This window comes from Allostigmatella hybrida (genome assembly GCF_020103775.1).
Classification (GTDB): Bacteria; Myxococcota; Myxococcia; order Myxococcales; family Myxococcaceae; genus Hyalangium; species Hyalangium aurantiaca.
Genome location: NZ_JAHXBH010000031.1, coordinates 51,705 through 76,852 on the forward strand (window position 1 = coordinate 51,705; position 25,148 = coordinate 76,852).

Below are 25,148 nucleotides of genomic sequence, written 5' to 3' on the forward strand. Positions count from 1 at the left end.
CTTTCCTACCCTCTGAGAAAACCGGCCGCGTGTCTGGAAACACGTGCGAAGCCCAACACGCGCCATTACAGGCCCCTGAAACACAGCGGGCCCTCCATCTCGCGACGGAAGGCCCCTGAATACCGGGAGACGGCCGCTCAGCTCTTGTACTTCACGGTGCAGCCGTACGGCTCGGAGGTGGCGGTCGGCACGGCCTTGCCCGTGGTGAGCGCATCCAGCGCCGTCTTCACGTAGTTCACGTCCGTGTCCTTCTTGCCGCGCGGGTCATCGTCGATGGCGCCCGCGTAGCGCAGCACGCCCTTCTCATCGATGACGTACATGTGCGGGGTGGTCTTCGCGTTGTAGGCGTGGCCCACCTTGCCGTCGGTGTCCAGGAGGACCGGGTAGGTGAAGCCCTCGGTCTTCTTCCAGGAGGCGGACTTGTCCGCCGTGTTGCTGGAGGTGGAGTCCACCGCCAGCCACACCACCTTGTTGGCGTCATAGCCCTTCAGGGTGGTCTCCATGGTGTTGGCGCCGTAGTGGCGCTGGACGAAGGGGCAGCCGGGGTTGGTCCACTCGAGCACCACCAGCTTGCCCTTGTACTGGGCCAGCGAGTGCTCCTTGCCGGCCTCGTCCTTCAGCTTGAAGTCGGGGGCGGGCTTGCCCACCTCCGCGGTGTCGGCGGCCAGGGCGGGGGCGGCCAGACCGAGGGCGGTGGTGAGCGCGAACGCAGTGAGGGCACGCTTCATGGCTTCATCTCCTTGGGATGCTTGGGCTTCGAGGCTCGGGTGTGAAAGGTGGGGAGGCCCAGCGGCGCCAGCCACCCTCATGTCGCATCACGGCGGTGTCCGGCCGCACGCTCCACGGCCTGGATAACAAGGTCCTGCGTGAGCAATTCCGGAAGAACCACCGGCTGGTCCTGCGCCGAGGGGCTGATGACCAGGTACATGGGCACGCCGGCCCGGCCATGCGCGGCCAGCTGGGCCGAGATGCGTGCATCCCGCCGCGTCCAGTCCGCCACGAAGAAGGCCACCTGGTGCTGCGCGAAGGCGGCGCGCACGTCCTCGCGCGCCAGCACCGTGCGCTCGTTGAACTTGCAGGTGAGGCACCAGTCGGCGGTGAAGTCGATGAAGACGGGCTGGCCGGCCTGGAGCGCCGAAGCCACCGCGGCCTCCTCCCAGGGCTGCGCATGCGCCGCGGTGGAGGCCTGGCGCCCGGCGGCCGCCTCCTCGAAGCGCAGCGCGAAGCCGCCAATGCCCAGCAGCAGCGCCAGCGCCACGCCGCGCCCCACCCACTTCCACGTGCCTTCCGTGGCCTGCGAGCGCCCATACAGCCACGCGCCCAGGGCCACCGCCACGAGGAACGCGAGCAGCCGCGCCATGCCGTCCACCCCGGCCAGCCCCCCCATCACCCACAGGAGCCACACCGTGGTACCCAGCAGCGCGAAGCCCAGGAGCTGCTTGCCCACCTCCATCCACGCGCCCGGCTTCGGCAGCCGCTTGGCCAGCCCCGGCACCATCACCAGCACGCAGAAGGGCAGCGCCAGCCCGAGCCCCAGCGCGAGGAAGGTGGCCACCACCGTGAGCGGCCCCGCCGCGAAGGCAAAGCCCACCGCGGTGCCGAGCAGGGGCGCCGAGCACGGCGTGGCGAGCACCACCGCCAGCACGCCCTCGCCCGCGCTGCGCGCCAGGCCGCTCGTGGCATCCACCTTGCCCGCGATGGCCGTGCCATCCGCGCCCAGGTGGTAGACGCCAAAGAGGTTGAGCGCGAACGCCACCAGCACCGCGCTCACCCCCGCGACGAAGAGCGGCTCCTGGAACTGGAAGCCCCAGCCCACGCTCGCCCCGCCGGCGCGCACCGCCAGCACCACCGCGGCCAGCACGCCCATCGAGCCGACGATGCCGCCCGTGTACGCCAGGGCGTGCATGCCCACGTGCCGGCGGTCCTCCTGGACCAGGCGCGTGAAGCCATACGCCTTGAGCGCCAGCACCGGGAAGACGCACGGCATGAGGTTGAGGATGGCGCCGCCCAGGAAGGCGAACAGCAGCGCCACGCCCAGGGACAGCGGGGACTCGGCCGGCGCAGCCGCCACCGGGGCGGCCCCCAGCTTCGGGAAGGCAGGCGTGGGCGCGGGCGCCGCGGCCACGGCCTCCGGCGGGGCGGGCACCATGGGCGCCATCGCCAGGTTCACCTCCAAGGACTGGAACCCCGCCTGGGCGGTGCCCAGCCGCAGCACGCCCTTGAGCCGGGGGGCCTCGGTGGGCGGCTCACCCGGCTCGGCCTTGCCCTCCAGGCGGTACCGGCCCGGGGCCTGCTGCGTGAGGGCCACCTTGGCGATTCCCGGCAGGCGCTCGGACACGAAGAAGTCCCCCTCCACGCCGGGCACGGGCGGCTGCCCCTCGCGCGCCGCCACGGTGAGGGTCCCCGCGAAGGGCTGCCCGGCCTGAAGCGTGGGCGCATCCAGGGTGAGCGAGGCGGTGTGGACCGCGGCCTCCTCCCCGAGCGGCACCTGGGCCTGGAAGGCATCGAAGGCGGCCGTGGCCTCCACGTCCCGCAGCGTCTCGGGCCCCACGGGCACCGAGCGGGTGAGCACCATCTCCGCGGGGATGCACCGCTCGGCGCACACCAGCGCATCCACCGCGGCCGACAGCGTGAGGGCCCCCTCGGCCTGGGCCGAGGCGCGCGCCTCCGCGAAGAGAATCACCTCGTGGTGGTAGCCATGGGTGACGATGAAGTTGTCCGGGGTGCGGAAGGTGGCGGGGAAGGGCCAGCGCAGCTCGCCCACGGTGGTGCCCGGCGTGTCCCACGACACCTCGGTGGACAGCCCCGAGTCCCCGGGGTTCTTCCAGTAGATGTGCCAGTCCGGGTCCATCCGGAACCGCACGCCCACCCGGAACGCGTCCCCCGGCTTCACCTGGGTAGCATCCACCAGCAGCGCCGCCTCGACCCGGGGCTCCCCCTCGTCGGGCGCACCGCTGCGCACGGCCGAGGCGGGCAGCTCCGCCCACGCCACCGCACTGCCTGCCCACAGGAGCACCCCAGCCCACATCGCTCGACACCGCCGCGTCATGCGCCTCCCGTTAATCCAACCGCGTGCTGCATGCCACCTGGAGTGAGGCCCTCATCAACCCCGGCAAGCGGGCGGGCATTCCTCATGACAGTGGTGACGGCTGTGGGCGCGGAGTTTCAGGCGCGGCGGAACGGCGGGCGCTTCAGTGCTCCACCTTCTTCTTGGAGGCGGCGGGCAGGCGCATGACCTGGCTGACGGAGGTCCGGGCGCCCTCGGCCTTGGCGCGGCGCACCAGGAGCGCGGGCAGCTCCGCCACGCGGCGCTCCACGGCCAGGCGCAGGTCGGCCAGCCGCTCCAGGTGGCGGCGGGCGGGCACGTCCTCCACGTTGAGCCGGACCAACTCGCGCAGGGCGGACTCGGCCTGGGCAAGGGCCCGCCCGGCGGCCTCCACATCGCGCCGGGAGAGCGACTTCCAGGCAGCCCCCTCGGCGGCCACTAGGTCCAACTCCGTGTTCACCGCGCTCACGCGCCGCCCCTGCACGCTGTCGGAGGCGACGCGAACCAGGGGGATGGAGGGCCTGCGCGTGTCGCCGTTCTCCACATAGGAGGCGGTCAGGGCGAAGTTCCAGTCGGCCCCCGCCAGGCGCCCGGTGAAGAGGGCACGGCGCAGACAGGCCTGGGACACGGCCCCGAGCAGCACGCTCATGGCATCGCCCTCCAGGCGCGTGGAGTAGCGGTGGCGGCAGCGCAGCTCGGTGAAGCCCGTGGGCAGCACGTGAATGCGCGCATCCGAGGCCACCTCGCCGAAGAGCTCGGTCACCATGCCGGCCACGGTGGTGGGCAGCGCCTCGGCGTCATCCGCGTGGGCGAAGCCGGTGCCGGACGGGGCGCTGAGCGCCTCGAGAATCTCCGGGATGTAGTGGCGGCCCAGGCCGAGCGCGTGGAGGGTGACGCTGGAGTCGGCCACCTTGGCGCCCAGCGTCTTGAAGTCCACCACGGCGGCGGGGCCCACGGAGGGCTCGCCATCGGTGAGCAGCAGGAGCTTGCGGCGCGCGCCGGGGATGAGGACGCGGTGAAGCGAGGAGGCGCCCAGCTCCACGGCCTCGTGGAGCGCGGTGCCTGAGCCCGTCTCCAGGGAGGAGAGCCGCTCGGAGAGCTCCGTCTTGGCATCGGGCTCCATGGCGCGCACGGGCAGGAGCTGTTCGGGGACACCGTCGAAGGCGAGCAGGCCGATGTAGTCGCGCGGCCCGGCCTGGGCCACGAGCGACTGGGCCGCATCGATGGCGGCCACCAGGGGGGCGCCGCGCATGGACGCGCTGCGATCGATGAGGAGGTTCACGGCGACGGGGGCACGGGGGGTGCTCTCCTCGGCCTCCAGGGAGACCAGCAAGAGGACTTCCCGGCCCTGCTCGCCGTCCCGCTCCATCGCCCAGGCCATCTGCTTCATCGAACTTCCTTACGAAGGTGAGAAAGGAGGCCATTGTGCCGCGTTCCCAGCCCGGAGGGCAGGTGGCCACCGACATTTCAGCCCACGCCCTTCCTTCCGGGCCGTTGAGCTGTCCCACCCATCACCCCACCCCAAATCCCCGGGCCATGGAGAGAACCCCGTTGATGTGAGGAGGTGATCTGCCCCGAAAAAGCGGACCGCCACCCATTCCAAGAGCAGCGCCGCGACAGCCACCCCGAGGGCGCCGGGGATGCCCTCACCAGCCCCGCTCTCGCCATCGAATTGGAGCGCCAGCCGTAGGCCCCTACTCGGCGGCGTTCCAGCCGCCCCAGTCCTCTTCCCCGTGGACCCATTGCCGGCCCCCGGCGTTCACGCTCACCTGCGGGTCTCCGTCTTCCGGGGCCTCGTCATCCCGGACCACGCGCCCCCACTCCACATCTTCCATGTATGACGTGTCGTCGTGCCGCATGCCGCACCCCTCGCGTTGACGGATTTACGTCCACGATGGGCATGGCCTCCCGCGTTGTAAACCGTTGCCCCTCCCACGGTGTGGGAGGCGGGGCTGCCTGGCCGCCTGCCCCAGAGCAAAGGGCGGCGCCACCGCCCCGCCCCGCCGGGAATCCCCTCCCGCGCCCCGGGTTTACAGCCCCTCCCCGGGGGACCGGGGGCCCCCACGTGCCGGCCCCGGAACACCGGGTGCAAGGGGCGCTTGATTCATGAATCAACCCTGTTAGCTTGGAGGCGTTATGCCGCTTCGCGGCATCGGGAAGTCCCCTCTTGTCCCGGGCTTCGCGCACACTGGAACCCCATGAGTCCCATCATCACAGGTTTGCTCCTCACGATAGCTCTCTCCGTCTTCGTCATGATCATGGCGGGCCGTGCCGGCGTCCTGCTCGCGATGAAGGGGGAGAACCGGCTGGACAACATCCCCTTCCGCGCCATGCAGCTGCTCCGCTTCGGCCTGGGCCAGAAGCGCATGGTGGATCCGGAGGAGTTCACGCCGGGCTTGATGCACATCTTCATCTACGCGGCGTTCATGGTGCTGGCCGTGCGCACCCTGATGCTGTTCGCCATGGGCTTCAGCACCACGGCGCTGGAGGTGCTCACGGATCTGTCGGATCCGTTCTGGGCGGACCAGCCCCTGTTGCTCGGGCTCTACAAGGTCTACCTGCTGGTGAAGGACGTGGTGGCGACGCTGGCGTTGCTGGGCGTGGCCTACTTCGTCTTCTTCCGCGCCAAGGTGAAGCCGGACCGGGTGACGCCCTCGTGGGAGGCCTACCTCATCCTGGGCTTCATCGGCGCGCTGATGGTGACGGAGTTCCTCTTCGGCGGCAGCCACATGGTGGCCCAGAACGGCGGCTTCGTGTGGTGGGAGCCCACCACGAGCGTGGTCGGCCTGGGCATGTTCGCGCTCGGCCCCACGGCCGCCCACGTGGTGGGCGTGGCCGGGTTCTGGACCCACCTGGTCATCATCCTCGCGTTCCTGAACTTCCTGCCCCTGGGCAAGCACTTCCACATCATCACCGGCCTGCCCAACGTCTTCTTCCAGCGCACCCACGCCAACGGCAAGCTGGGCACGCCCAACCTGGAGAAGGAGGAGTTCGGCACCGCCACGGTGAAGGACCTCACCTGGAAGCAGGGCTTGGACCTCTACTCCTGCACCGAGTGCGGCCGCTGCCAGACGCACTGCCCCACGTACATCACCGGCAAGCCGCTCACGCACAAGGGCGTCAACCAGGACCTCAAGCACTGGATCTGGGACCACGAGCGCTGGGTGGAAGAGGGCTATGGCCCCAACGGCGTGAAGGAGGCCCTGCCCGAAATTGTCGGCAGCGCGCTGAAGGCCGAGACGGTGTGGGCGTGCACGAGCTGCGGCTGGTGCGAGACGGCCTGCCCGGTGTTCATCGAGAACATCCCGCGCCTCATCGACATGCGCCGCTACCAGGTGCAGGTGAAGGCGGAGTTCCCGCCGGAAATCCAGCGCGTCTTCGAGGGCATTGAGCGCCAGGGCAACCCCTGGGGCCTGGGCCAGGACCGGCGCGACGAGTGGGCGGAGGACCTGGCGCTGCCCACCTGGGGTGACGGCGGCGGCCCGTACGAGTACCTGTTCTTCGTGGGCTGCGCGGGCAGCTACGACGACAAGCAGAAGAAGGTGAGCCGCGCGCTGGTGAAAATCCTGCGCGAGGCCGGGGTGAGCTTCGCCACGCTGTCCAAGCAGGAAGTCTGCAACGGCGAGTCCGCGCGCCGCATGGGCAACGAGTACCTGTACCAGACGATGGCGAAGACGAACGTGGAGACGTGGAACGGGCTGGGGGTGAAGGCAGTGATTACCCAGTGCCCGCACTGCTTCAACACCATCAAGAACGAGTACCCGGAGTTCGGCGGGGACTACCGCGTCATCAACCACACGCAGCTCATCAACGACCTGCTGAACGAGAAGCGCATCAAGCTCTCGCAGGTGATGAACTCGAAGCTCACCTACCACGACCCCTGCTACCTGGGCCGCCACAACGGCGTGTACGACGCGCCGCGCGAGGTGCTCAAGGCCATCCCGGGCCTGGAGGTGGTGGAGATGCAGCGCAGCAAGCGCGAGGGCTTCTGCTGCGGCGCCGGTGGCGGACGCATGTGGATGGAGGAACACATCGGCACGCGCATCAACCACAACCGCATCAACGAGGTGGCGCTCACGCTGCAGCACGCCACGGACGCCTCCACGCCGTACCCGGACGCCACGGACAAGAAGAAGCCGGGCCAGGTGGGCGACTACAAGGAGAAGGGCGGCACGGGCGTGGTGGCCGTGGCGTGCCCGTTCTGCTCCACGATGCTCAAGGACGCGGTGAACGACACCGGCCGTGAGGAGAACATCCAGGTGAAGGACATCACCGAGCTGGTGGCGGACGCCATGGAGATCCGGCGAAGCCCCGCCACGGTGTCGCCCAGCGCCACGGTGAGCCCCAAGCCCGAGTAGCCGCGCGGGCAGGCTGAGAAACTCCAGGGGCCCGGCCGCTCGAAGGGAGCGCCGGGCCCTTCGTGTTTCCGGGGACAGGAGGGCGCCCTCCCTGCCAGTGTGCGGCGCTCACCCGCCGTGCCTGGAGAAGCCGATGCGCAAGCTCAAGTACCATGTGGCCACCACCGCCGATGGGCTCATCTCCCGGCGGGATGGGTCCTTCGACTTCTTCCCCACCGAGGGCGGCCACATCCCCGAGTTCATCGAGGCGATGCAGGGCTACGGCGCCGTGCTGATGGGGCGAAAAACCTACGAGGTGGGCCTGAAGCTGGGGGTGGGAGATCCCTATCCCCACCTGGACAGCTACGTCTTCTCACGCACGCTGAAGGAGAGCCCCCACCCCCGGGTGAAGCTCGTCGCGAGCGAGCCCGCCGCCACGGTCCGGACGCTGAAGGCGCAGGAGGGAAGGGATCTCTGGCTGTGCGGCGGCGGGGAGCTCGCCTCGGGGCTGTTCGCCGAGGGGCTCGTCGACGAGGTGCTCCTCAAGCTGAACCCCGTCCTGCTGGGCGAGGGCACCCCGCTCGTCTCCGTGCTGAAGGCGCCCTCGCGGCTGGAGCTGCTGTCCACCAAGGTGTACCGCGGGGGCGTGGTGCTGCTGCACTACCAGGTGCTGCGCTGACGCGGGGCTACTTGCGCCCCTTCTCCGAGCGGAACAGGCGCGCCAGCCGCTTCGTGGGCCCGTCATCGCCCAGCTTGTTCGCCACGTAGGCGCCCACCGAGGCGAGCTTGCGGCGCGAGTCGCTGGGCCCGGGGCCCTCGTCCGGAGGCGCCGGGGGCAGCTCCCCGGGGGGCCGGCCGCAATCCCTCAGCAGGCGCCGCGCCAGATCGCTGTCATCCTCGCTCGCGTGGGGCAGCAGCAGCTCACACACTTCGGCCTGGCCGTGGGCCGCGGCGATGAGCAGCGCCGTCTCGCCCAGCTCATCCGTGAGGAAGGGCTCGGCGCCCGCGGCCAGCAGCGCCCGGACCACCGCCACATGCCCGGCTTCTCCCGCCACCATGAGCGGGGTGCGGCCCCGCTCTCCCGGGAGGTTGGGGTCCTCGCCCTCGGCCAGCAACGCTTGTACGCGGGCCAGCTCACCCGCGCTCACGGCATTGAACAGGGACATCCGCTCTCCTTACTGAAGAAGGCAGCATCGCCGCTCCGGGCCCCCGGGCGCCAGCACCCCGCGGACCGGGCTGGCGGCCCACCGGCCGGCCGTCAGAGGCCTCCGTACGAGGGCTCGGCGGCCGTGGGGATGAGGAACGTGCCCGCGCCGGTCACGGCCCCCACGGTGATGCGGTAGATGCTCTGGGTGTTGCCCGCGTTGGAGAGGAAGCCCACCTGGTTGGCGCTCATCCAGCTCGGGTAGGTGTCCTGCGCGCGGGGCTCGCCCGGGTGGTCCGTCAGGCGGGTGGGCGTCCCGAACGAGGGGCGCAGCGAGGCCACGTAGATGCGGGAGCCCGAGACGGGGCCGCCATCGAACACCACCTGGGAGCCATCCGGCGACACCACCGCGCGGTTCACCACCTCGCTGTTGAGGTTGTCGGCGATGTTGGCAATCACGCCGTTGGCCAGGGTGACGCGCTTGAGCTGGTTGAGGTAGCCGCTGTTGAGGCCCGCGGGCACCAGCACGCTCAGCCCGTCCGGGTAGAAGGACGGCGCCCCGAAGGACACGGAGGTGTCGGGGGTGAGTTCCTGGAAGCCACTGCCGTCCACGTTCACCCGGCCGAGCGACAGCGCGCCCGTGCCATCATTGAACGAGAACACGATGACCCGGCCGTCCGGGCTGAACGTGGGGTAGCGGAACTGGGTGCAGGCGCGGCACGCCGTGTCCCCCGAGGCGATGACCGTGGAGGGCGCGCCCGTGCCCGCCGTGGGCACCGTGCGAATCTCGGAGGTGAAGTCCGAGGTCTGCTGCACGAAGACGGCGAGGCGGCCGGAGCGGTCCACCGAGGGGTGGGAGACGCCGCCCCCCGTGGTGAGCCGCTGGGGGTCATTCGCATCGCCCCGGTCGTCCACCACGTAGAGGTTGCGGTCCTCGCGCACGAAGACGAAGCCGCGGCTGAACAGCACGCTGCCGCCGCCACCACCGCCACCACCGTCACCGAACTGGAGGTCCTCGCACGCCGTCAGTGCCAGCGCGAGCACCAGCGCGCCGGCCTTCCATCCAAGTTGCTTCATGGGCTCCCCGCCTTTGCTGATCCGCGCGCCACTCTGGAGGGCACCGGGCGCGCCGTCAAACCTCCGGCGGGGCTTAGCGCTGAAGCTTGTTCAGCTCGTTGCGGCACGGGTTGCAGAGCGCCAGCTGCTTGCGGTCGACGTCCTGCGGCGTCTGCGCCAGCGACATGAGGCAGCGCGTGTCCTCGCAGAAGGACAGCCCCAGGAGGTGCCCCACCTGGTGGAGCGCCTCCACCTGCGCGCGGCGGCGCACCAGCTCGGGGCCCGCGCCCGCGCGCAGCCGGGCATCGCTCACCACGGCGCTCCGGGACTCGCGGTCCGCCTCGCCGAAGACGAAGGCCGTGTCCGGCACGAAGAGGTCCACGTCGGTGATGCCCAGCACCATCGCGTGCGAGGGCTCCTGGAGCGTCACCAGCCGGCGCAGGATGGCATTGCAGTGGTACTGGGACCGGCTCTTGTTGAAGGCATAGTCCGGCCGGGACAGGGCCGTCTTGCCCGCCACCGCCTGCACGCCCAGGTGCGTGGACAGCGGCTCTTCGAAGTCCTTGAGCAGGGAAGTGGCAGGCTGACCCACGGTGACCAGGAGGAGCACCTTCCGTGTCATCAACGCCACCGTCCTTTGCGCAGCTCCCAGGCTACCGGAGGCACTCCGCCCGGGAGAAAGGTGGCTGGGGCGCAAGGATTCGAACCTTGATAATCAGATTCAAAGTCTGACGTCCTGCCATTAGACGACGCCCCAGTAATCTCGCGCTGTCCGAGACCGGAGTGTAGGCCATCCCGGTCCTGGCGGAAACTTCTCTCGCATGGATCCCCGCAGGTTTCCAGCCCTCCGGTGGGGCCGCCGCCCCCCGGAGGCGTTCAGTGCGGAACATCTGCCCGCGCGCCGGGGGGAAAAGCAGGGGAGCCGTGCCCTGCTCAGGCGGTGTGCAGCGCGCCGTTGACCGGCTCGGCCTCCGCCGCGGCGATGGCCTCGGGCGAGGCGCCATCGGCGAACAGTTGCGCGCTGGCGCGGGCCTTCGGCGGACGGCCCCGGCGGCGCGGCGCGGCATCCTCTCCGGGCGCGGCGGCCTGCGTGTCCTGCACCAGCGTGCCCTCCACCCGGGACGCCTTGCGCACCGGCCGGGGCAGGCTGATGGTGTCCAGCTTCGCGCTCAGCTCCGCGTCCTCCTCGGCGAAGATGCGCGCGTAGGCCAGCGCCCGCTGCCCCTTCTGCAGGAGCGCCTCCTGGCCCTCGTACAGCGACTGGCGCGCCGCCTCGAGCGCCGCCTGCGCCTTGGCCACCTCGTCCGCCTTCTGCTTCACCCGCGCTGCCGCCTCTTCCAGCACCCCGCGGTCCACATCGGGGAACTTCACCGCGGCCAGCTCCTGGCCGAACAGCTTCAACAAGTCCTGCATCGAGGGAGAAATGGGATCATTTCCGGACGGATCGAACATGGTGGACCTCCGAGGTAGGCCCACCATCTGCACAGATGTTCAGCGCCTTTTCAAGGGCCCCGAATTTGGGGCCGAGAAATCGGCCCCGGCTGGATCCATTCCCGCGCCCGCCAGCGGCGCCTTCAGTCCACCCGCACCAGCACCACGTCCTTCACCCCCGCCGCCGGATCCACCTCCACCGCCAGGTAGTGCCGCCCCACCCCGTCGAAGCGCTCGGGGATGGCGCCGCCACCGCCCGAGATGAAGGCCGGGATGCCCGCGTTCGAGAAAGCGTAATACGAGTGCACGTGGCCATAGAGCGTCAGGTCCACCCCCGCCCGCGCCAGCTTGCCCACCAGACTGGCCGCTTCGTTGCGGCTGCTGAAGGAGCCGTTGCGCACCCCGATGGGCTCCAGCGGCGCGATGTGCATGCCCACCACGTGCACCGCGCCGCGCGCCGCCTCCAGCCACGAGTCGAGCTGCTCCTCCACGAGCGGATCCACCGTGCCGTCCGCCGAGTCCACCATGGTGAAGTGCACCCCCTGGAAGCCGAAGTGGTGGCTGGCCCGCCCCACCAGCGCCTGGTACGCCACGTCCCCCGTGCTGTAGGTCTCGTGGTTGCCCAGCGTGGCGAACAGCGGAATGCGGGACTCGGTGAGCCGCTCCTGGAACTCCTCCAGCTGCTCCCGGGTGCCCCGCTCCGTCAAATCCCCCGAGAAGAAGATGAAGCGCAGCGAAGGGTCCTCGTTCATGCGCGCGTAGATGTCCCCCACCTTGGGCAGCGCCTCCTGCACGTCCGCCAGCGCCGCGAACCGGAAGGGCCGCGCCTCGTTCCACCCCGGCGGCGCCACCGTGAGCCGCGCCGCCACGCCGGGCCGCAGCCGCACCCGCCACGTCTTCACCGTGGGCACCGGCGTGGGCCCGCCCTCCACCGGCAGCCGCTCGCCCGTGCCCTCCACCTCCGCCGTCAGCGCCGCGTCCGGCAGGGCGTTGCGCACCACCACCGTCCACCCCTCGGGCGCATCGGCCGCCGCCACCGCGCGCACGTGGAGCACGGGCGCGTTGCCCCACAGCGTCAGCGCCCCGGACTCCAGGCCCCGCACCGCCGCGAGCCCCTCCTCCACCCGCACGGACAGCCCGCCCGCCTCGGCGCGGCCGATCTCCAGATCCTTCTGCGCGCGCCCCTCCGCGGGCCGCACGCACCCGGCCAGCAGACACCCCAGCACGGCCCACCCCAAGCGTCTCACCGCTCACCTCCCAGCGCGTACACCGCCGCCACTCGCGCCACGTAGGCCGAGCCCGCCTGCATCTCCGCGGACACGCCCCACCGCTCGCTCCAGAACAGCCGGCCCCGCAGGCCGAAGAGGCCCAGCACCCCCACCGCCGCCTTCACGCCCCCGGCGAAGTCGTCCTTGCGGTGGTTGTAATAAAGGAGGGCCTCGCCCCGCACCGGTCCGCCCCGCCCCAGGTACACGCCATAGCCGAACGAGAAGAGGAGCTGCTCGTGCAGCGCGTCCTCGGACACCGGGCCGAAGTAGCTGTAGCCCTGGTAGGCGAAGCCCGCCCCCACCTCCGCGAACGAGCCCTCCAGCCGAGGGCTCAGCCGCGCCATGTCATACCGCCCGCGCAGGCCCGCCTCCGCCCCGCCCATCGCGAAGCCCTCCGGGCCAAAGCGGTGGAACACCACCCCGCCCTCCACATCCAGCGCCGTGCCCTCCGCGCCCGCCCGCGCCCCCTCGGGCGCCCCCAGCAGCCGGTACGCGCCGCCCAGCCGCACCCGGGTGTTGCCCTCGCCCGGCGCCACGTGCAGCGCGCCCTCCAGCCGCACCGCGTCCCGCCGCGCCGTGGCCCCCAGCGACAGGAAGTGCCGGTAATCGAAGGCCGGGTCGTACACGTGCTGGTAGCCCAGCTCCACCTCCACCGGGGGCAGGGCCCGCGCGGGCGCCCCCGGCGGGAACGCCGGAGACACCGCCGCGTACAGGTTCGCCGCGGCGGAAATGGACACGAGGCTCGCCCCCGTCAGGGCCACCGCGTACAGCGGGCCGATGGTGCGCCGCGAGGCCCCCGTGAGCGCGATGGGCACGCCCCCCACCGCCAGGAGCCCCAGCCCCGCGCCCTCCAGGGCGAACAGCCGCTTCGAGCTCCCCGTGTCCCCGGCCACCCACGTCCCCAGCCCATGAAACACGAGCCCCGGCACCACCGAGAGCGCCGCCGGCAGCGCCTGGAACGGGGGCCGCGGGGCCTCCGTTACCCCGGTGGCGAGCGGAGCCTCGGGGGGCGCGGGGGGCCCCTCCTCCCCGGCCCTGGCCCCCAGCGGCCAGGCCAGCAGCGCCAGCGCCACGCGCAGGGTGCGGGTCCAGCGGGACAGCGGTTGCGTCATCCGTTCACCTCGGCCCTCCCTCGCGGGGGCGGAGAGGTGCCTATGCGCTTTGTCCCCCCACGTCCACCGGGGCGCACCCGGGGGGGCCGGGAACTTTCGGTTTTTCGCACGGACCCGGGGTATGCTCCGCCCAGCTCACCCCTGCCCCCACTGCATCTTGGCGGACCACGGCCCCCTGGAATTCGGCAAATACGTCCTGCTGTCCAAGCTCGCGGCGGGCGGCATGGCGGTCACCTACCGTGCGCGCATGACGGGCGCCGCGGGGGTAACGAAGCCCTGCGTCATCAAGCAGATCCTCCCCCACTTCGCCGACGATGCGGACTTCGTCGAGATGTTCATCAGCGAGGCGCGGGTGGCCATGGGGCTGAGCCACGGCAACATCGCCCAGGTCTTCGACTTCGGCGAGGTGGACGGCCAGTACTTCATCGCCCTGGAGTTCGTGTACGGCCAGCCCCTCTCCAAGGTGCTGCGCCGCACGGCCAAGTCCGGCCTGGGCTTCCTGCCCATTCCGCTCGCCCTGCACGTGGTCAGCAAGCTGTGCGACGGGCTGGACTACGCGCACCGCCACGTAGGCGAGGACGGAGAGCCCCTGGGGCTGGTGCACCGGGACGTGTCCCCGGACAACGTGCTCCTCTCGTACGAGGGCGAAGTCAAAGTCATCGACTTCGGCATCGCCAAGGCCACGAGCATCGTCGAGTCCAAGACGTCGCCGGGCGTGGTGAAGGGCAAGTACCCCTACTTCTCCCCGGAGCAGGCGCAGGGGCGGCAGGACCTGGACTTGCGCACGGACGTGTACGCCGCGGGCGTGGTGCTCTACGAGGCGGTGTGCGGCCGGCGCCCCTACGAGGGCGAGTTCGTCACCGTGCTGCCCCGCATCCTCCGCGGCGACTACACCCCGCCCTCCGAGCTGAACCCGGCCATCTCCCCGGAGCTGGAGGACATCATCACCGGGGCCCTGGCGCTGGACCGGGACGAGCGCTACCCCACCGCCAAGGCGCTCAGCGACGCACTGGTGGAGCTGCTCTACCGCGAGAACCCGCGCTTCACCCCCACGCTGCTCTCCCAGTTCGTGGCGCACTTGTTCAGCGAGGAGCTCTCCGCCGATGGGCGCAAGGTGGAGGTGCCCGCCGCCTTCCGCGAGCAGCTCGCCTCCTGGCAGAAGATGGGGGTGGACCCGGCGCTCACGCGCGCGAAGACGCCCTCGGTGGGCAGCGCCCCGCGCAGCCGCTCCAACCCGGGCACCACCCGCGCGGCGGGCTCCGGCGCGCGGCAGGTGAGCTCCGGCGCGCGCTCCCCGAATGACAGCGGCCCCCGGCCCGCGAGCAACGGCTCACGCAAGAGCGACCCGCGGCGGTCCACCGGCCTGAACGTGCCCACCTCGGGCGTCCGCCGCGCGCTCGGCTCCGACCGGCCCGGCCCCTCCCTGCCCGACGCCAGCGATGAAGACGAGGTGACGCCCGCGCACCCCTCGCTCATGGCCCCGCTGGACGGGGGCACCCAGCCGGCCCAGGCCTCCCCCAGCAAGACGGTCATCCCCCCCACCCGCGGCGCCGACACCACCCTGGAGGTGGCGCGCGCGCTCAAGGCCCATGAGGAGCAGGAGCGGGCAGAGCAGCGGCAGACTCTGGTGCGGAAGATCAGCCTGGGCATGCTCGCCCTGGCCCTCGTCATCGGCGTCCTCTACGGCCTCAGCTCGTTCCTCACGAGGGACCCCAACGCCGGCCAGCCCCCCACGGCCACCGTCTGGGTCACCTCCACGCCCCCCGGGGCCGAGGTGGCGCTCAACGGCCGCATGGTGAAGGGCAAGACGCCGCTGTTCGTCAACGGCTTCGTCATCGACGAGGCGAACACCGTGGTGCTCACCCTGCCCGGGCGCCTGCCCTGGACGAAGCGCTTCACGCCCGATGGGCGGGATGATCCGCCCCTCCACGCGGAGCTCCAGAAGGACCCCAGCGCCGGGGAGCCCGCCCCCGCGCCCGCCGAGGGGACCCCGCCCGAGCCCGGGAAGGCCAGCCCCGCCGATGCGGGCGCGGCCGCCGTGGTGGAAGCGCCGCCCCCGCAGGCGCCGCCCCCGGAGGAGCCGCCCGCGCAGCCGGGGAGCGACCCGGAGCGGGAGTTCCAGGAGGTCCTCTACCCCACGCGGCTCCTGGTGCTGCGCACCCAGTACAACGCCCTGCCCGTGCCCGAGTACACGACGGCCAGCATCGAGCTGAACCCGGGCACCACTTACTCCCTGCACACCGAAGGGGGCGCGGCGTACACGGAAGGCAGCCCCACCTCCAACACCCTGGCGTACTTCCTGGAGGGGGACATGCCGGCCGATGACAGCTTCGGCCTGCTGTCGGGCGCCGCCCGCCCCATCAAGGGCGCCAAGCGCATCCACGTCTTCGCCCTGGACGAGACGGGCCTGGAGGACAACCGCGGCACCGTGCGCGTGCAGCTCTTCGAGTCCAAGTGGAAGCCGCCGCGCTACCTGCTCTTCGAGGCGCAGAAGCACGCCCTGCCCCTCAAGCCCGGGCACCAGATGGCCCTGCGCGGCCTCAACCCGAAGTCCACCTACCTGTTCACCGTGCGCGACGACTTCGCCGAGCTGCGCTCCGGCACCAAGGGCCGCGTGCGCCGCGTGCTGTGCATGGAGCGCGGCGCGGACGCGGAGAAGTCCCGCCGCACCTACCGCGTGCTGGAGGTGGGCAAGCGCTACCAGCTCGACGGCCTCGAGACGCTGCGCTGCACCTTCCCCGACACCCGCGTGGAGGACAACGCGGGCGCGCTCGCGGTGGACCTCGTGGACGTGACGAACATGACGCGCCGGGAGCGCGAGGAGTACATCCGCAACTCCCGCCGCACCCAGCGCTAGGCCCTCACCGGGCAGCAGGCAGCCAGCCGGGCCCCCGGCGTGTCCCCCGGACAGCAGCCTCTCTTCGCGCGGCGATCCACGAGAAGTGCGCGCAAGCGCTCCCCGCCAGGAACGCGATGCGTACCCTGAGGACATCCACAACTTACCTGGAGTCACTCAATGGTCCCTGTTCTCTCGTCGACCGGTCTCGTGCTGCACAACCTCGGCCTCGCGGCGGGCTTCGGCGGCTCGCTCTTCGGGAAGATCGCCCTCAACCCGGCGGTGAAGGTGATTTCCTCCACCGAGGAGCGCGGGCAAGTCACGAACCTGGCCTGGAACGGCTTCAACATCGTCAACGCCGCCTCCATCGGCACCGCGGCGCTCACCTGGCTCTTCGGCCGCTACAAGCTGTCGGGCAAGGAGATCGACACCACCACGCGCGCCCTGGTCATCGCCAAGGACGTGCTGCTGGGCGCCACCGTGGCGCTGGGCGCCGCCAACATCGCCAGCGGCAAGTACCTGGCCGCCCAGGCCCCCGAGGGCCGCGTGCCCTCCGAGACGGGCCTGACGCCCACCGAGGAGACGCCCGAGAACGCCGTCAAGGCCATGAAGGCCATCGACGTGATGGGCATCGTGAACCTGGCCTGCATGGCGGGCGTCATCGGCGTGACCGCGATCCTGAACATGCGCGCGGGCGCCTCCAACAAGTGGTCCGTCCTCGCTCGCTTCCTGCCGTAAGGGCTTTCAGGAGCCCCGGCTCCAGCTCAACAAGGACGGGAAAGGCGCGTGGGCGCGGTGCCGAGGATGGGCGCCGGGCCCACGGGTCTTTGCGGGGCTACACGCGTGCGGCGTTGATGCCTGACTCCACCGCCTGCAGCTCGTCTCCGAACGTCACCTCCACCTTCTCGCCCGTGGGCGGCTCGAAGGGCGCGCGCCCCACCTGCTTCGTGCCGAAGCGGGGGAAGAAGGGCGCCAGCACGTAGTTGCGCACGCAGAAGGCGAAGAAGCTGCGCGTGCGCAGCGCCGGATCAATCTCCGGGGCAAGCTTCCCGTGCGCCTCCCACAGCGTGCTCCAGTGCGCCCCCGGCATCTCGTGGTGCGCGGCGTGCAAGGCATTGTTGAAGAGCAGGTAGTTGATGGCCCGGCCCACGAAGCTGCGGCTGTGGTTGTGCTCGCTCCACGGGTCGGTGTGCACGTGCTGGATGTAATTGAAGAACATGATGGTCCACAGCGCGAACAGGGCGGGCAGCAGGAACGCGAGGCCCCACACCTTGGCGCCCAGCAGGGGCCCGTGCAGCGCGATGGCCAGCCCCAGCAGGGCCAGGTGCACGCCGGCCCACACCGCGTACTGGGTGACGATCTGCCGGAAGAGCGGGGGGTTGTTGGAGCGCGCCTTGCGGATGAAGGCCTTGATGGGATCGCTCTGGAAGTAGCTGGAGACGAAGAAGTACGAGAAGGCTACCCAGGGGGTGTGGCGGTTGGTGTAGCGCCAGGTGATGGTGGCGTCCCCCGCCTTGTTCACGAACTTGTGGTGGTTCAGGTTGTGCGTGGGAATCCACGCGAACGTCGGGTAGCCGTAGAAGATGGACAGCCACATGCCGAACGTGTTGTTGAGCGTGCGGTTCTTGAAGGTGGGGCAGTGGTTGTGGTTGTGGGCAATCACTCCCGCGGACAACGCCAGGTAGCACGCCAGCGGGCTCATCCAGGGAATCAGTGCCGGGTTCGCATACATCGACAGGGCCACGACGGGCATGGCTGCGCACCACAGCAGCGTCCGGCGATCGGCGGAGTATCGGAGCATGGGGCCTGCTGTACCCCACCTGGATGTTCACTGGCTACCATCAACCCAGGCCTTGCTGGCTGCTGAACATCCGATTTGGCGGGGGCCCGGCCAAAAACCGCTTACCCCCCTGGATTTTGCCCCTCAAAGGTGTCAGGAAATTTCCAACCCTCATCGGGTTGCGAGGGTCTTCCGGCGCCATTCCAGCGCACGGACGAACGAGGATGCGGAAATGGCTACTGGTGTCGTGAAGTGGTTCAATGATGCGAAGGGCTTCGGCTTCATCACCCAGGACGGCGGGGGCGATGACGTGTTCTGCCACCACACGGCCATCCAGGCCGATGGCTTCCGCAGCCTCGCCGAGGGGCAGCGGGTGGAGTTCGAGGTGAGCCGCGGCCCCAAGGGCCTGCAGGCGCAGAACGTCCGGCCCATCTGAACCGCTTCACCCCAGGCCCTCCGCGGCCTGTGGCTCAGGGCCTGTCCTTCGCTTGAAGGACGGGCCCTTTGTATTCCTACATCGTATTCCTACATCCTCCCTGCACCTACCCGGCTGAGAAGGTGAGAAAAAATGATCCAGGGGGAAGAAACTCGGAAAGCCCCGCGCGGATAATAGGGAGGTCTGGTGTACCTGTGGGTACGCCCCTTGCCCCCAGAGGCCTCATGGCTGGCATCAACCCGAACCGCCCGACGACGACCCCCACCACCCCCAACACCCAGAAGCCCGCGCAGCCCCCTGCGCAGCCGAAGAACCGGGTGGAAACCAACGTCGAGGGCAGCGCCCCGATTGCCCAGCGCCAGGTGAGCGGCGGCTACGAGTCGGGCTCGGCGTTCGAGGCGAGCACCTCCGGCACGCTGCCCGGCGGCGTCCAGGGCGAGGCCCACGTGTCCGGCCCGAGCTTCTCGGTGGAGGGCAACGCGGAGGCCAGCGTCGGCACCGGCGGCATCGACGTGAACCTGTCGGTGGACGTGAACGCCACCCTGGCCGAGGGCGGCGCCAGCGCGACGAAGACCTTCGAAGTGGAAGTGGCCGGCGAGAAGCTGGACATCACCGTGGACCTGAGCGCCGAGGGCGTGGTGGGTGCCGACGGCAGCCTGAACCTGGACATCCACATCGGCACCGACGGCCAGGTGTCCATCAACGCGGGCGCCGAGGGCTTCGCGGGCGCGCGCGCCTCGCTCACCGGTGGCGTGAAGGTGGAGCACGAGGGCCGGGAGCTGGCCAGCGGCAGCGTGGAGCTGAGCGCCACGGCGGGCGTGAGCGGCGATGCGCACGCGGACATCGAGCTGACGAGCGAGGGGCTGTCCTTCGACGTGGGCGCGGAGGCCTCGGCGGGCGTGGGCTTCGGCGTGGACGTGCAGGGCAACATCAACGCGGGCAACACGGTGCGCTTCGCGGGCGAGGTGCTGGGCGGCCTGGCCGAAGAGGGCGTGGAGTGGGCCGGCGAGCAGCTGGAGAACGTGGGCGAGTGGGCCGGGGACCGGCTCGAGGATGTGGGCGAGTTCATCGATGACCTCATCCCGGACATCGACCTGAACCCGTTCAACTGAGCCCGGCTTCCTTCCGGGGCCCTCTTTCTGATTGCATGCGGTGCACATGGCGACCGAGCGCACCGCGAAAGAGGGCTACAAGCTGATGAAGATGGGGCTGCTGCCAGCGGCAGCCCGTGAATTCCAGGGGGCTCTGGCCAAGAACCCCCAGGACACCGCGGCGCTGCTGGGCCTGGCGCGCCTGCACCTGGCGCAGCAGGAGTCCGAGCAGGCCCGGCCGCTGCTGGAGAAGGTGCTGGCGCTGGAGCCCGCCCACCCCGAGGCGCGGGGCTTCCTGGCCCGGATGAAGGCCGAAGGGCAGAAGGACGAGGCCGCGCTCGACGAGCTGCGCGAGCTGGCGAAGAACCCCGAAGCCGGCTTCCTCGAGTTCTACAACCTGGGACACGCGCTGCTGCTGTTGCCCGGCAAGGAAGCCGAGGCCGCGCAGGCGTTCGTCCAGGCCCTGAAAGTGGCTCCCAAGAACCCGCACGCCACCACGTACCTGGGGGTGGCGGTGTGGAAGCAGGGCCAACTGCCCCAGGCGCTCAAGTGCTTCAAGTACGCGGCCACGCTGGCGCCCCGCGAGTCGCTGCCGCTGCAGCTCGCCTCCAAGGTGCTGGTGCAGCTGGGGCAGGTGGGCAAGGCGCAGCTCGCGCTGCAGAAGGCCCTCCAGCGCGCCCCCCAGAAGCCCGAGCTGCACGAGGACTTCATCAAGCTGTGCGTCTTCGCCAACAAGCCGAAGCTGGCGCTCAAGTCCGTCATCGACTTCCGGCAGCTCGACCCGAAGAACCCCAACGGCCCCTACCTCCAGGGGTTGGTGATGCTCCTGTCGGGCAACCTGAGCGAGGCGCGCCGCACCTTCCGCGAGGCGGTGGCGCTGGCGCCCAAGGCCTGGGAGCCCAAGCTGGGCCTGGCGCGGGCGCTGCTCATCGGTGAGCAGAAGGAAGTGGCCGAGGCGCTCCAGCTCCTGGAGGAGGCCGTGGCGCTGGCCCCCACCGAGCCGGGCCCCTCGAACGAGCTGGCGGTGCACTACCTGGCCCGGCCGGAGACCACCGCCAAGGCCAAGGAGCTGCTCGCGCGCGTGCTCGCCGCGCACCCCGAGGAGCCGGGCGCGAACCTCAACATGGGGCTCGCCCTGGTGAAGACGGACAAGGCCGCCGCGGCCGGGCATGCGCACAAGGCGCTCAAGAGCACCGACCCCGCCGTGCGCGAGCAGGCCGAGCGGCTCCTGAAGCTCGTGTCCTGAGCGCTCACGGCCGCGAGAGCCGCCGGAGCACCTCCGCATGCTCCGGGTGGCGCGCCACGAGCGCCTCCCGGGAGGGCATCTCCCAGTCCGCGAAATCGAAGCCGGGCGCCACCGTGCAGCCCACGAGCGTGTAGGCCCCCTGGGGCACCGCCGCCTGGAGCACCCCGGCCGGGATGACCACCTGGGGCCGCTCCCCCCGCGCCACCTCGCGGCCGAGCACCACCTGCTCCAGCCCGCCGTCTCCCAGCAGGTAGAGCGTCAGCGGCTCCCCCTCGTAGAAGTGCCACACCTCGTCCGAGGCCAGCCGGTGCCACGCGGAGAACGTCCCGCGCGGCAGCAGGTAGTAGATGGCCGTGCCCGCCGGGCGCCTGCCCCGGGGCGTCTCCACCTGGGCCGTGGCCCGGTACATCTCCCGGTAATACCCACCCTCGGGATGGGGCTGGAGCCCCAGTGCCCGCACCAGCGCGTCACTCATGCGGCCCGAGCCTACCCCAGGAACCCATCCAACCCAGCACCTCCTCTGTCGGACGTGACCTGGTGGGTCACGTCTGTGCTTGAACGACCCTGCCTATCAGGTCATACTGGGTTCAGCCGTCCTCCTGGGTCACCTGTCCGTGCGTTCCCACCCCTTCCATCTTCAGCCGGACATGTGGGTCGGCCCCTGGCGCATCGTGTCCCGGCTGGGCTCGGGCGGATTCGGCGCCGTGTTCCGGGTGGAGGCGGGCGGGGAGTTCTTCGCCCTCAAGTTCGCCGTCCATGGCCCGGACAGCCCGGACCTCAACCGCACCGATGGCCGCGCCCGGCGCGAGCTGGCCTGTCTGGTGCTCACCAGCCACCCCCACGTCGTGCGCGTCTGGGGCCATGGCCGCTGGCCGCACCCGCGCACCGGCTACCACTACGTCGTCATGGACTACGTGGAGGGGCCCACGCTCACCGGCTGGGTGCGCCACCACCGCCCCACCCTGCGCGAGGTGCTCGTCCTGTTCGACACCCTGGCGCGCACCCTGGATGCGCTGCACGCCCAGGACATCCTCCATAGGGACTTGAAGGGCTCCAACATCCTCGTGCGCGCCGCGGACCGCGCGCCCCTGCTCGTGGACTTCGGCGCCGGGGACCATGCCGACTCCGTGCCCCTCACCGAGGGGCCCCTGCCCCCCGGCACCCCCCACCTGCGCACCCCCGAGGCCCTGCGCTTCCTGCGCCAGCAGTACAGCAACCCCCTGGCCCGCTACGCCTTCCGCCCCGGCGATGACCTCTACGCCCTGGGCGGCACCCTCTACGAGGCGCTCACCGGCGTGCCGCCCTTCCCCCCGAACCTGCCGCGCGAGGTGCTCGTCCACCGGATCGAAAACCAGATGCCGGTCCCACCCGAGGTGCTCCACCCGCTCATCCCCCCCGCCCTCTCGCAGCTCGTCCAGCGCCTGCTCGCGAAGGACCCCGCGGAGCGCCCCAGCAGCGGCTGGGCGCTCCATGAGCAGCTCGAGGCCCTGCTCCAGGATGAGCGCCTGGCGCTCGACATCCCCCTGGGCGTGGGCGCGGAGGCCGCCACGACCGAGGGCATGGAGGAGGCCCTCCTCATGGTGGGAGCGGATCCGCCCGAGGGCCGCCCGCCCCCGGTCCGCACCTCCCGGCCCCCCTGGTCCGAGCCCCAGGAGCCCCCCGCCGCGCCGCCGCCTCCCATGCCGCCCCCGCCGCGGCGGACGCGCAGCCCCGTGCTCCTGGGCGGGCTGGCGCTGCTGGCCGTGGGCGGTGTGGGCCTGGGCCTCTGGCACGCCGCGCGGCCCTCGGGAGCGCCCGCGCCGCCGTCCGCCGCCCCGGCGGGCCCCACGTTCGTCGAGGTGCCCTTCGCGCCCGCGGAGGCCTGGGATGCGGGGCCCATGCCCCCCGTGCTCCCGCCCGTGGGGGCGGAGCCTCCGCCCTTCGCCGCCGCGCCCCCGCCTCCCCCCGCCCCGAAAGGTCCCGCCATGCCGAACAAGAGCCCCGCGAATCCGTCCCCCGCTTCGCCCGCGCCCGGGGCGAGCAAGCGCCTGCCGCGGCTTGTCGGTGCCACCGTGGCCGCCTGCGCGCTGGCCGGAGGCTGTGCCAGCTCCGGCGGCGCGCTGCGCCTCTCCGTGCCCCGGGAGCCCTGCCCTCCGGGCTCGCGCGAGGCCATGGAGCCGTACCGGCTGAACAAGTGGCGCGACACCTTCTACGTCCGCCTCGGGGACACGGGCGACTACCACCACCCCTTCATCGCCCCCGCGCCCCCGGAGGGCCCCCTCGAGGCGCTGGTGGTCTGGCCCGGCAAGGAGGGCGCCCTGCCCATGCACACGGTGCTGGTGGGCCAGGCGTACCGGACCCAGCGCATCTTCATCGGCCGGTTCACCGAGGCGCGCCTGCCCGATGGGGAGCGCATCCCCGTGTGCTACCAGCTCTTCCACAGCCAGGACGTGGACCCGTACAACCCGAACTGGACGCCCGAGGGCTGGCTCTACGAGGAGCCCGTGGAGGCCCGGAAAATCGACATGGTGGGCCGGGCCTTCCGGGTGGAGAAGATGTTCGGGGACGCCAAGGACGTCTCCCGGATGCCCCCGCCCGGCAAGCTGCCCTGATTCGTCTCCCCGAGACTCCGTGCCATGTGCCCTGTTCTTCGCACCACCGTCCTGGGACTGGTGCTCGCCTGGGGGATGGCGGCCGCCGCGCGGCCCGCCCCGCCCCGGTGCGAGCCCGACGTGCGCCACCTCCGCCTGGAGCCCGGGGTGGCTCCCCCCGAGGTGTGCATCCAGGCGGGGAAGGCCACCACCCTGCTGTTCGACCGCGCCCTGCGCCCCGGCGAGCTCCACCTGGAGGACCGCTTCCGCTTCCGGCAGGTGGAGGCCATGGGCAGCCTCCTCGTGCTGGTGCCCGGCGAGACGCTCGCGCCCGGCATGCGCCTGCGCCTGGAGGTGCCCTTCCGCGAGCCGGGCGTCTCCGCCGCCTTCGTCCTCGTCGCCTCGTCCCTGGCCGAGCGGCAGGTGGAAGTCTCCCTGGCGAGCCGGCCCGCGGAGGGGCTCTCCGGCACGGCGCTCCGCGGCGAGCTGCGGCAGTGCCGCGAGCAGCTCGGCGTCTACGAGGCCTGGTGGCGCCGGGGGCGGAACCTGGCCGGCGCCATGGGGCACTTCTGGATGACCGACAGCCTCCGGGTGGTGGACTTGCGCTCGGAGGTGCGGGCGGACCCGGGGCCGGGGTTCCCCCGCATCGATGAGTTCCTGGCCTACCGCGCGAGCTCCCTGGAGCGCGCCTTGCGGATGAGCGTCTTTCCCCCTGCGGGGGCCCCGCCGTGGAAGCCCCTCCAGGCCACGCTGCAGGGCCACCCCGGCGAGCCCCCCCTGCCGCTGGAGCTGCTGGAGCCCCCCGTGCCCCGCGGACCGGGCCAGGAGCTGCTCCTGCACGTGCCCCCCTCGGGTGGCCTGGACGGCCTGGGGCCCTACACGCTCGTGCTCGTGGCGCAGGACACCGCGCCGTGGATCATCCAGAACGTGCGCTTCCCGTGAGCCGGCCTCGCCCCTACTTGCCGCGCGCCTTGCCCGGGCGGTTGCGGTTCGCCATGGCCCCGGCGATGAGGCTCAGCAGCTTCACCTGATGGGTGGTGAGCTTGCGGAGCCGGCGCAGCAGCCGCCGCAGGTCCGCGGTGTCGTCCGGCCGGGGGCGGAGCTCCTCCCCGCCTCCCGAGGCCGGCGTGCCCGCCAGCGCCTCCAGCCCGAGGAACTCGTGCGGCGCCACCTTGAGCACCAGGCACAGCCTTCGCAGGTTCTCCACCCGCGGCAGCATCTGCCCCCGCTCCATGCGCCCGTACACCTCCGAGGCCATGCCAATGCGCTCGGCCACGTCCTCCTGCGTCAATCCCGCACGGACCCGGGCGTTCCGCGCCGCGGTTCCCAGAATGCTCGCGAGAGGTTTTTCCATGGCTGCGGCAATCCAATCGATCGGGGGTTCGCCGGGCGGAGACGGCCAGGCGAGGTGACCCTCAGGGTTACTTCGGGCCATCATACCTCAAGCGTTCACCAAGGGGTGCAGGATGCTGCGGGTCCGCCTGCCGGAAGGCCCCGGGCGCGGGGGTGGCCAGCGCGCCCCCGGGCCGCGAGGAGGGGGGTGGCCATGCACGCCGCCGAGGCCGTGCGTTGCCTGCCGAGGGCGCAGCGCAGGGCTGAAAAACACATCGGGGAGGAGCCGCCCCCAGCAGCTCCTCCCCGACGTGTTTCCCCATCGCTCGCTTCCCCCATCCCCCCGTTCTGCCCCGTCCCCCTGAAATCTGTCTTGAATTGCGAAATCGAGTGCTGCCCCAACCCCAACCCGCCCAACCCCTTGCAGCCTTTAAGTCTCACCTGCGCACGAAATGACTCGCCC

General features: G+C 71.2%; 22 protein-coding genes and 1 tRNA gene. 9 read left to right on the top strand and 14 right to left on the bottom strand.

Annotated features, from left to right (window positions below):
• Nucleotides 1-137: 137 nt before the first annotated feature.
• The 4 genes from KY661_RS31455 to KY661_RS31470 form a co-directional block, all read right to left on the bottom strand.
• The gene (locus tag KY661_RS31455) at nt 138-728 is read right to left on the bottom strand and encodes a thioredoxin family protein (protein ID WP_225413722.1); all 591 of its coding nucleotides are present in this window, start codon (nt 726-728) and stop codon (nt 138-140) included.
• A gap of 77 nt (nt 729-805) precedes the next feature.
• On the bottom strand, nt 806-3,049 hold the full coding sequence (locus KY661_RS31460) for a protein-disulfide reductase DsbD family protein (RefSeq protein ID WP_225413723.1): 2,244 nt from the start codon (nt 3,047-3,049) through the stop codon (nt 806-808).
• 142 nt (nt 3,050-3,191) lie between these two features.
• Nucleotides 3,192-4,436 carry a vWA domain-containing protein gene (locus tag KY661_RS31465; protein WP_225413724.1) on the bottom strand — a complete coding sequence of 415 codons (1,245 nt, stop codon included), beginning with the start codon at nt 4,434-4,436 and terminating at the stop codon, nt 3,192-3,194.
• A 304-nt stretch (nt 4,437-4,740) separates the two neighbouring features.
• A complete protein-coding gene (locus KY661_RS31470) occupies nt 4,741-4,905 on the bottom strand; it encodes a hypothetical protein (protein WP_225413725.1) in 165 nt (54 codons plus the stop codon).
• Between the two features lie 339 nt (nt 4,906-5,244).
• On the opposite strand from KY661_RS31470, the gene KY661_RS31475 reads away from it, so the two are divergent.
• Entirely contained in the window at nt 5,245-7,404 is a 2,160-nt protein-coding gene (locus KY661_RS31475; RefSeq protein WP_225413726.1) for a (Fe-S)-binding protein, read from the top strand.
• Nucleotides 7,405-7,537: 133 nt separating this feature from the next.
• Nucleotides 7,538-8,062: a dihydrofolate reductase family protein gene (locus tag KY661_RS31480; RefSeq protein WP_225413727.1), complete on the top strand. Its 525-nt coding sequence runs from the start codon at nt 7,538-7,540 to the stop codon at nt 8,060-8,062.
• 7 nt (nt 8,063-8,069) lie between these two features.
• On the opposite strand, the gene KY661_RS31485 is transcribed toward KY661_RS31480, so the two are convergent.
• From KY661_RS31485 to KY661_RS31515, 7 genes are all read right to left on the bottom strand, one after another.
• Nucleotides 8,070-8,549 (bottom strand): ankyrin repeat domain-containing protein, encoded by a 480-nt coding sequence (locus KY661_RS31485; protein WP_225413728.1) that lies wholly within the window; start codon nt 8,547-8,549, stop codon nt 8,070-8,072.
• A gap of 92 nt (nt 8,550-8,641) precedes the next feature.
• Nucleotides 8,642-9,604: a TolB family protein gene (locus KY661_RS31490; protein ID WP_225413729.1), complete on the bottom strand. Its 963-nt coding sequence runs from the start codon at nt 9,602-9,604 to the stop codon at nt 8,642-8,644.
• Between the two features lie 73 nt (nt 9,605-9,677).
• A complete protein-coding gene (locus tag KY661_RS31495) occupies nt 9,678-10,205 on the bottom strand; it encodes a non-proteolytic archaemetzincin-like protein (RefSeq protein ID WP_075010633.1) in 528 nt (175 codons plus the stop codon).
• A 61-nt stretch (nt 10,206-10,266) separates the two neighbouring features.
• A tRNA-Gln gene (locus KY661_RS31500) sits at nt 10,267-10,340 on the bottom strand.
• Between the two features lie 176 nt (nt 10,341-10,516).
• Nucleotides 10,517-11,035 carry a hypothetical protein gene (locus tag KY661_RS31505; protein ID WP_225413730.1) on the bottom strand — a complete coding sequence of 173 codons (519 nt, stop codon included), beginning with the start codon at nt 11,033-11,035 and terminating at the stop codon, nt 10,517-10,519.
• 122 nt (nt 11,036-11,157) lie between these two features.
• Nucleotides 11,158-12,261, bottom strand: coding sequence for a metallophosphoesterase family protein (locus KY661_RS31510; protein ID WP_225413731.1), 1,104 nt, complete (start codon nt 12,259-12,261; stop codon nt 11,158-11,160).
• Entirely contained in the window at nt 12,258-13,394 is a 1,137-nt protein-coding gene (locus tag KY661_RS31515; RefSeq protein ID WP_225413732.1) for a hypothetical protein, read from the bottom strand. Before KY661_RS31515 ends, KY661_RS31510 begins: the two co-directional genes overlap by 4 nt.
• A gap of 121 nt (nt 13,395-13,515) precedes the next feature.
• Here KY661_RS31515 and KY661_RS31520 point away from each other — a divergent pair, with 121 nt between their 5' ends.
• Together KY661_RS31520 and KY661_RS31525 are read left to right on the top strand one after the other, a co-directional pair.
• Nucleotides 13,516-16,251 carry a serine/threonine-protein kinase gene (locus KY661_RS31520; protein ID WP_225413733.1) on the top strand — a complete coding sequence of 912 codons (2,736 nt, stop codon included), beginning with the start codon at nt 13,516-13,518 and terminating at the stop codon, nt 16,249-16,251.
• A gap of 159 nt (nt 16,252-16,410) precedes the next feature.
• Nucleotides 16,411-16,968 carry a hypothetical protein gene (locus tag KY661_RS31525; RefSeq protein ID WP_225413734.1) on the top strand — a complete coding sequence of 186 codons (558 nt, stop codon included), beginning with the start codon at nt 16,411-16,413 and terminating at the stop codon, nt 16,966-16,968.
• Nucleotides 16,969-17,065: 97 nt separating this feature from the next.
• Here KY661_RS31525 and KY661_RS31530 read toward each other — a convergent pair whose 3' ends face one another.
• The gene (locus KY661_RS31530; protein WP_225413735.1) at nt 17,066-18,031 is read right to left on the bottom strand and encodes a fatty acid desaturase; all 966 of its coding nucleotides are present in this window, start codon (nt 18,029-18,031) and stop codon (nt 17,066-17,068) included.
• A gap of 211 nt (nt 18,032-18,242) precedes the next feature.
• On the opposite strand from KY661_RS31530, the gene KY661_RS31535 reads away from it, so the two are divergent.
• The 3 genes from KY661_RS31535 (at nt 18,243) to KY661_RS31545 (ending at nt 20,783) form a co-directional block, all read left to right on the top strand.
• A complete protein-coding gene (locus KY661_RS31535; protein WP_075010627.1) occupies nt 18,243-18,446 on the top strand; it encodes a cold-shock protein in 204 nt (67 codons plus the stop codon).
• Between the two features lie 224 nt (nt 18,447-18,670).
• On the top strand, nt 18,671-19,558 hold the full coding sequence (locus KY661_RS31540) for a transporter (protein WP_225413736.1): 888 nt from the start codon (nt 18,671-18,673) through the stop codon (nt 19,556-19,558).
• 46 nt (nt 19,559-19,604) lie between these two features.
• Nucleotides 19,605-20,783: a tetratricopeptide repeat protein gene (locus KY661_RS31545; protein ID WP_225413737.1), complete on the top strand. Its 1,179-nt coding sequence runs from the start codon at nt 19,605-19,607 to the stop codon at nt 20,781-20,783.
• Between the two features lie 4 nt (nt 20,784-20,787).
• Here KY661_RS31545 and KY661_RS31550 read toward each other — a convergent pair whose 3' ends face one another.
• Nucleotides 20,788-21,258: a cupin domain-containing protein gene (locus KY661_RS31550; protein WP_093524677.1), complete on the bottom strand. Its 471-nt coding sequence runs from the start codon at nt 21,256-21,258 to the stop codon at nt 20,788-20,790.
• 139 nt (nt 21,259-21,397) lie between these two features.
• Between KY661_RS31550 and KY661_RS31555 the strand changes: the two genes are divergently transcribed.
• Nucleotides 21,398-23,374: a serine/threonine protein kinase gene (locus KY661_RS31555; protein WP_225413738.1), complete on the top strand. Its 1,977-nt coding sequence runs from the start codon at nt 21,398-21,400 to the stop codon at nt 23,372-23,374.
• 24 nt (nt 23,375-23,398) lie between these two features.
• Complete coding sequence (locus KY661_RS31560) at nt 23,399-24,295, top strand: DUF2381 family protein (RefSeq protein WP_225413739.1); 897 nt, start codon at nt 23,399-23,401, stop codon at nt 24,293-24,295.
• 13 nt (nt 24,296-24,308) lie between these two features.
• Here KY661_RS31560 and KY661_RS31565 read toward each other — a convergent pair whose 3' ends face one another.
• Nucleotides 24,309-24,707 (bottom strand): helix-turn-helix domain-containing protein, encoded by a 399-nt coding sequence (locus tag KY661_RS31565; RefSeq protein ID WP_225413740.1) that lies wholly within the window; start codon nt 24,705-24,707, stop codon nt 24,309-24,311.
• Nucleotides 24,708-25,148 lie beyond the last annotated feature (441 nt).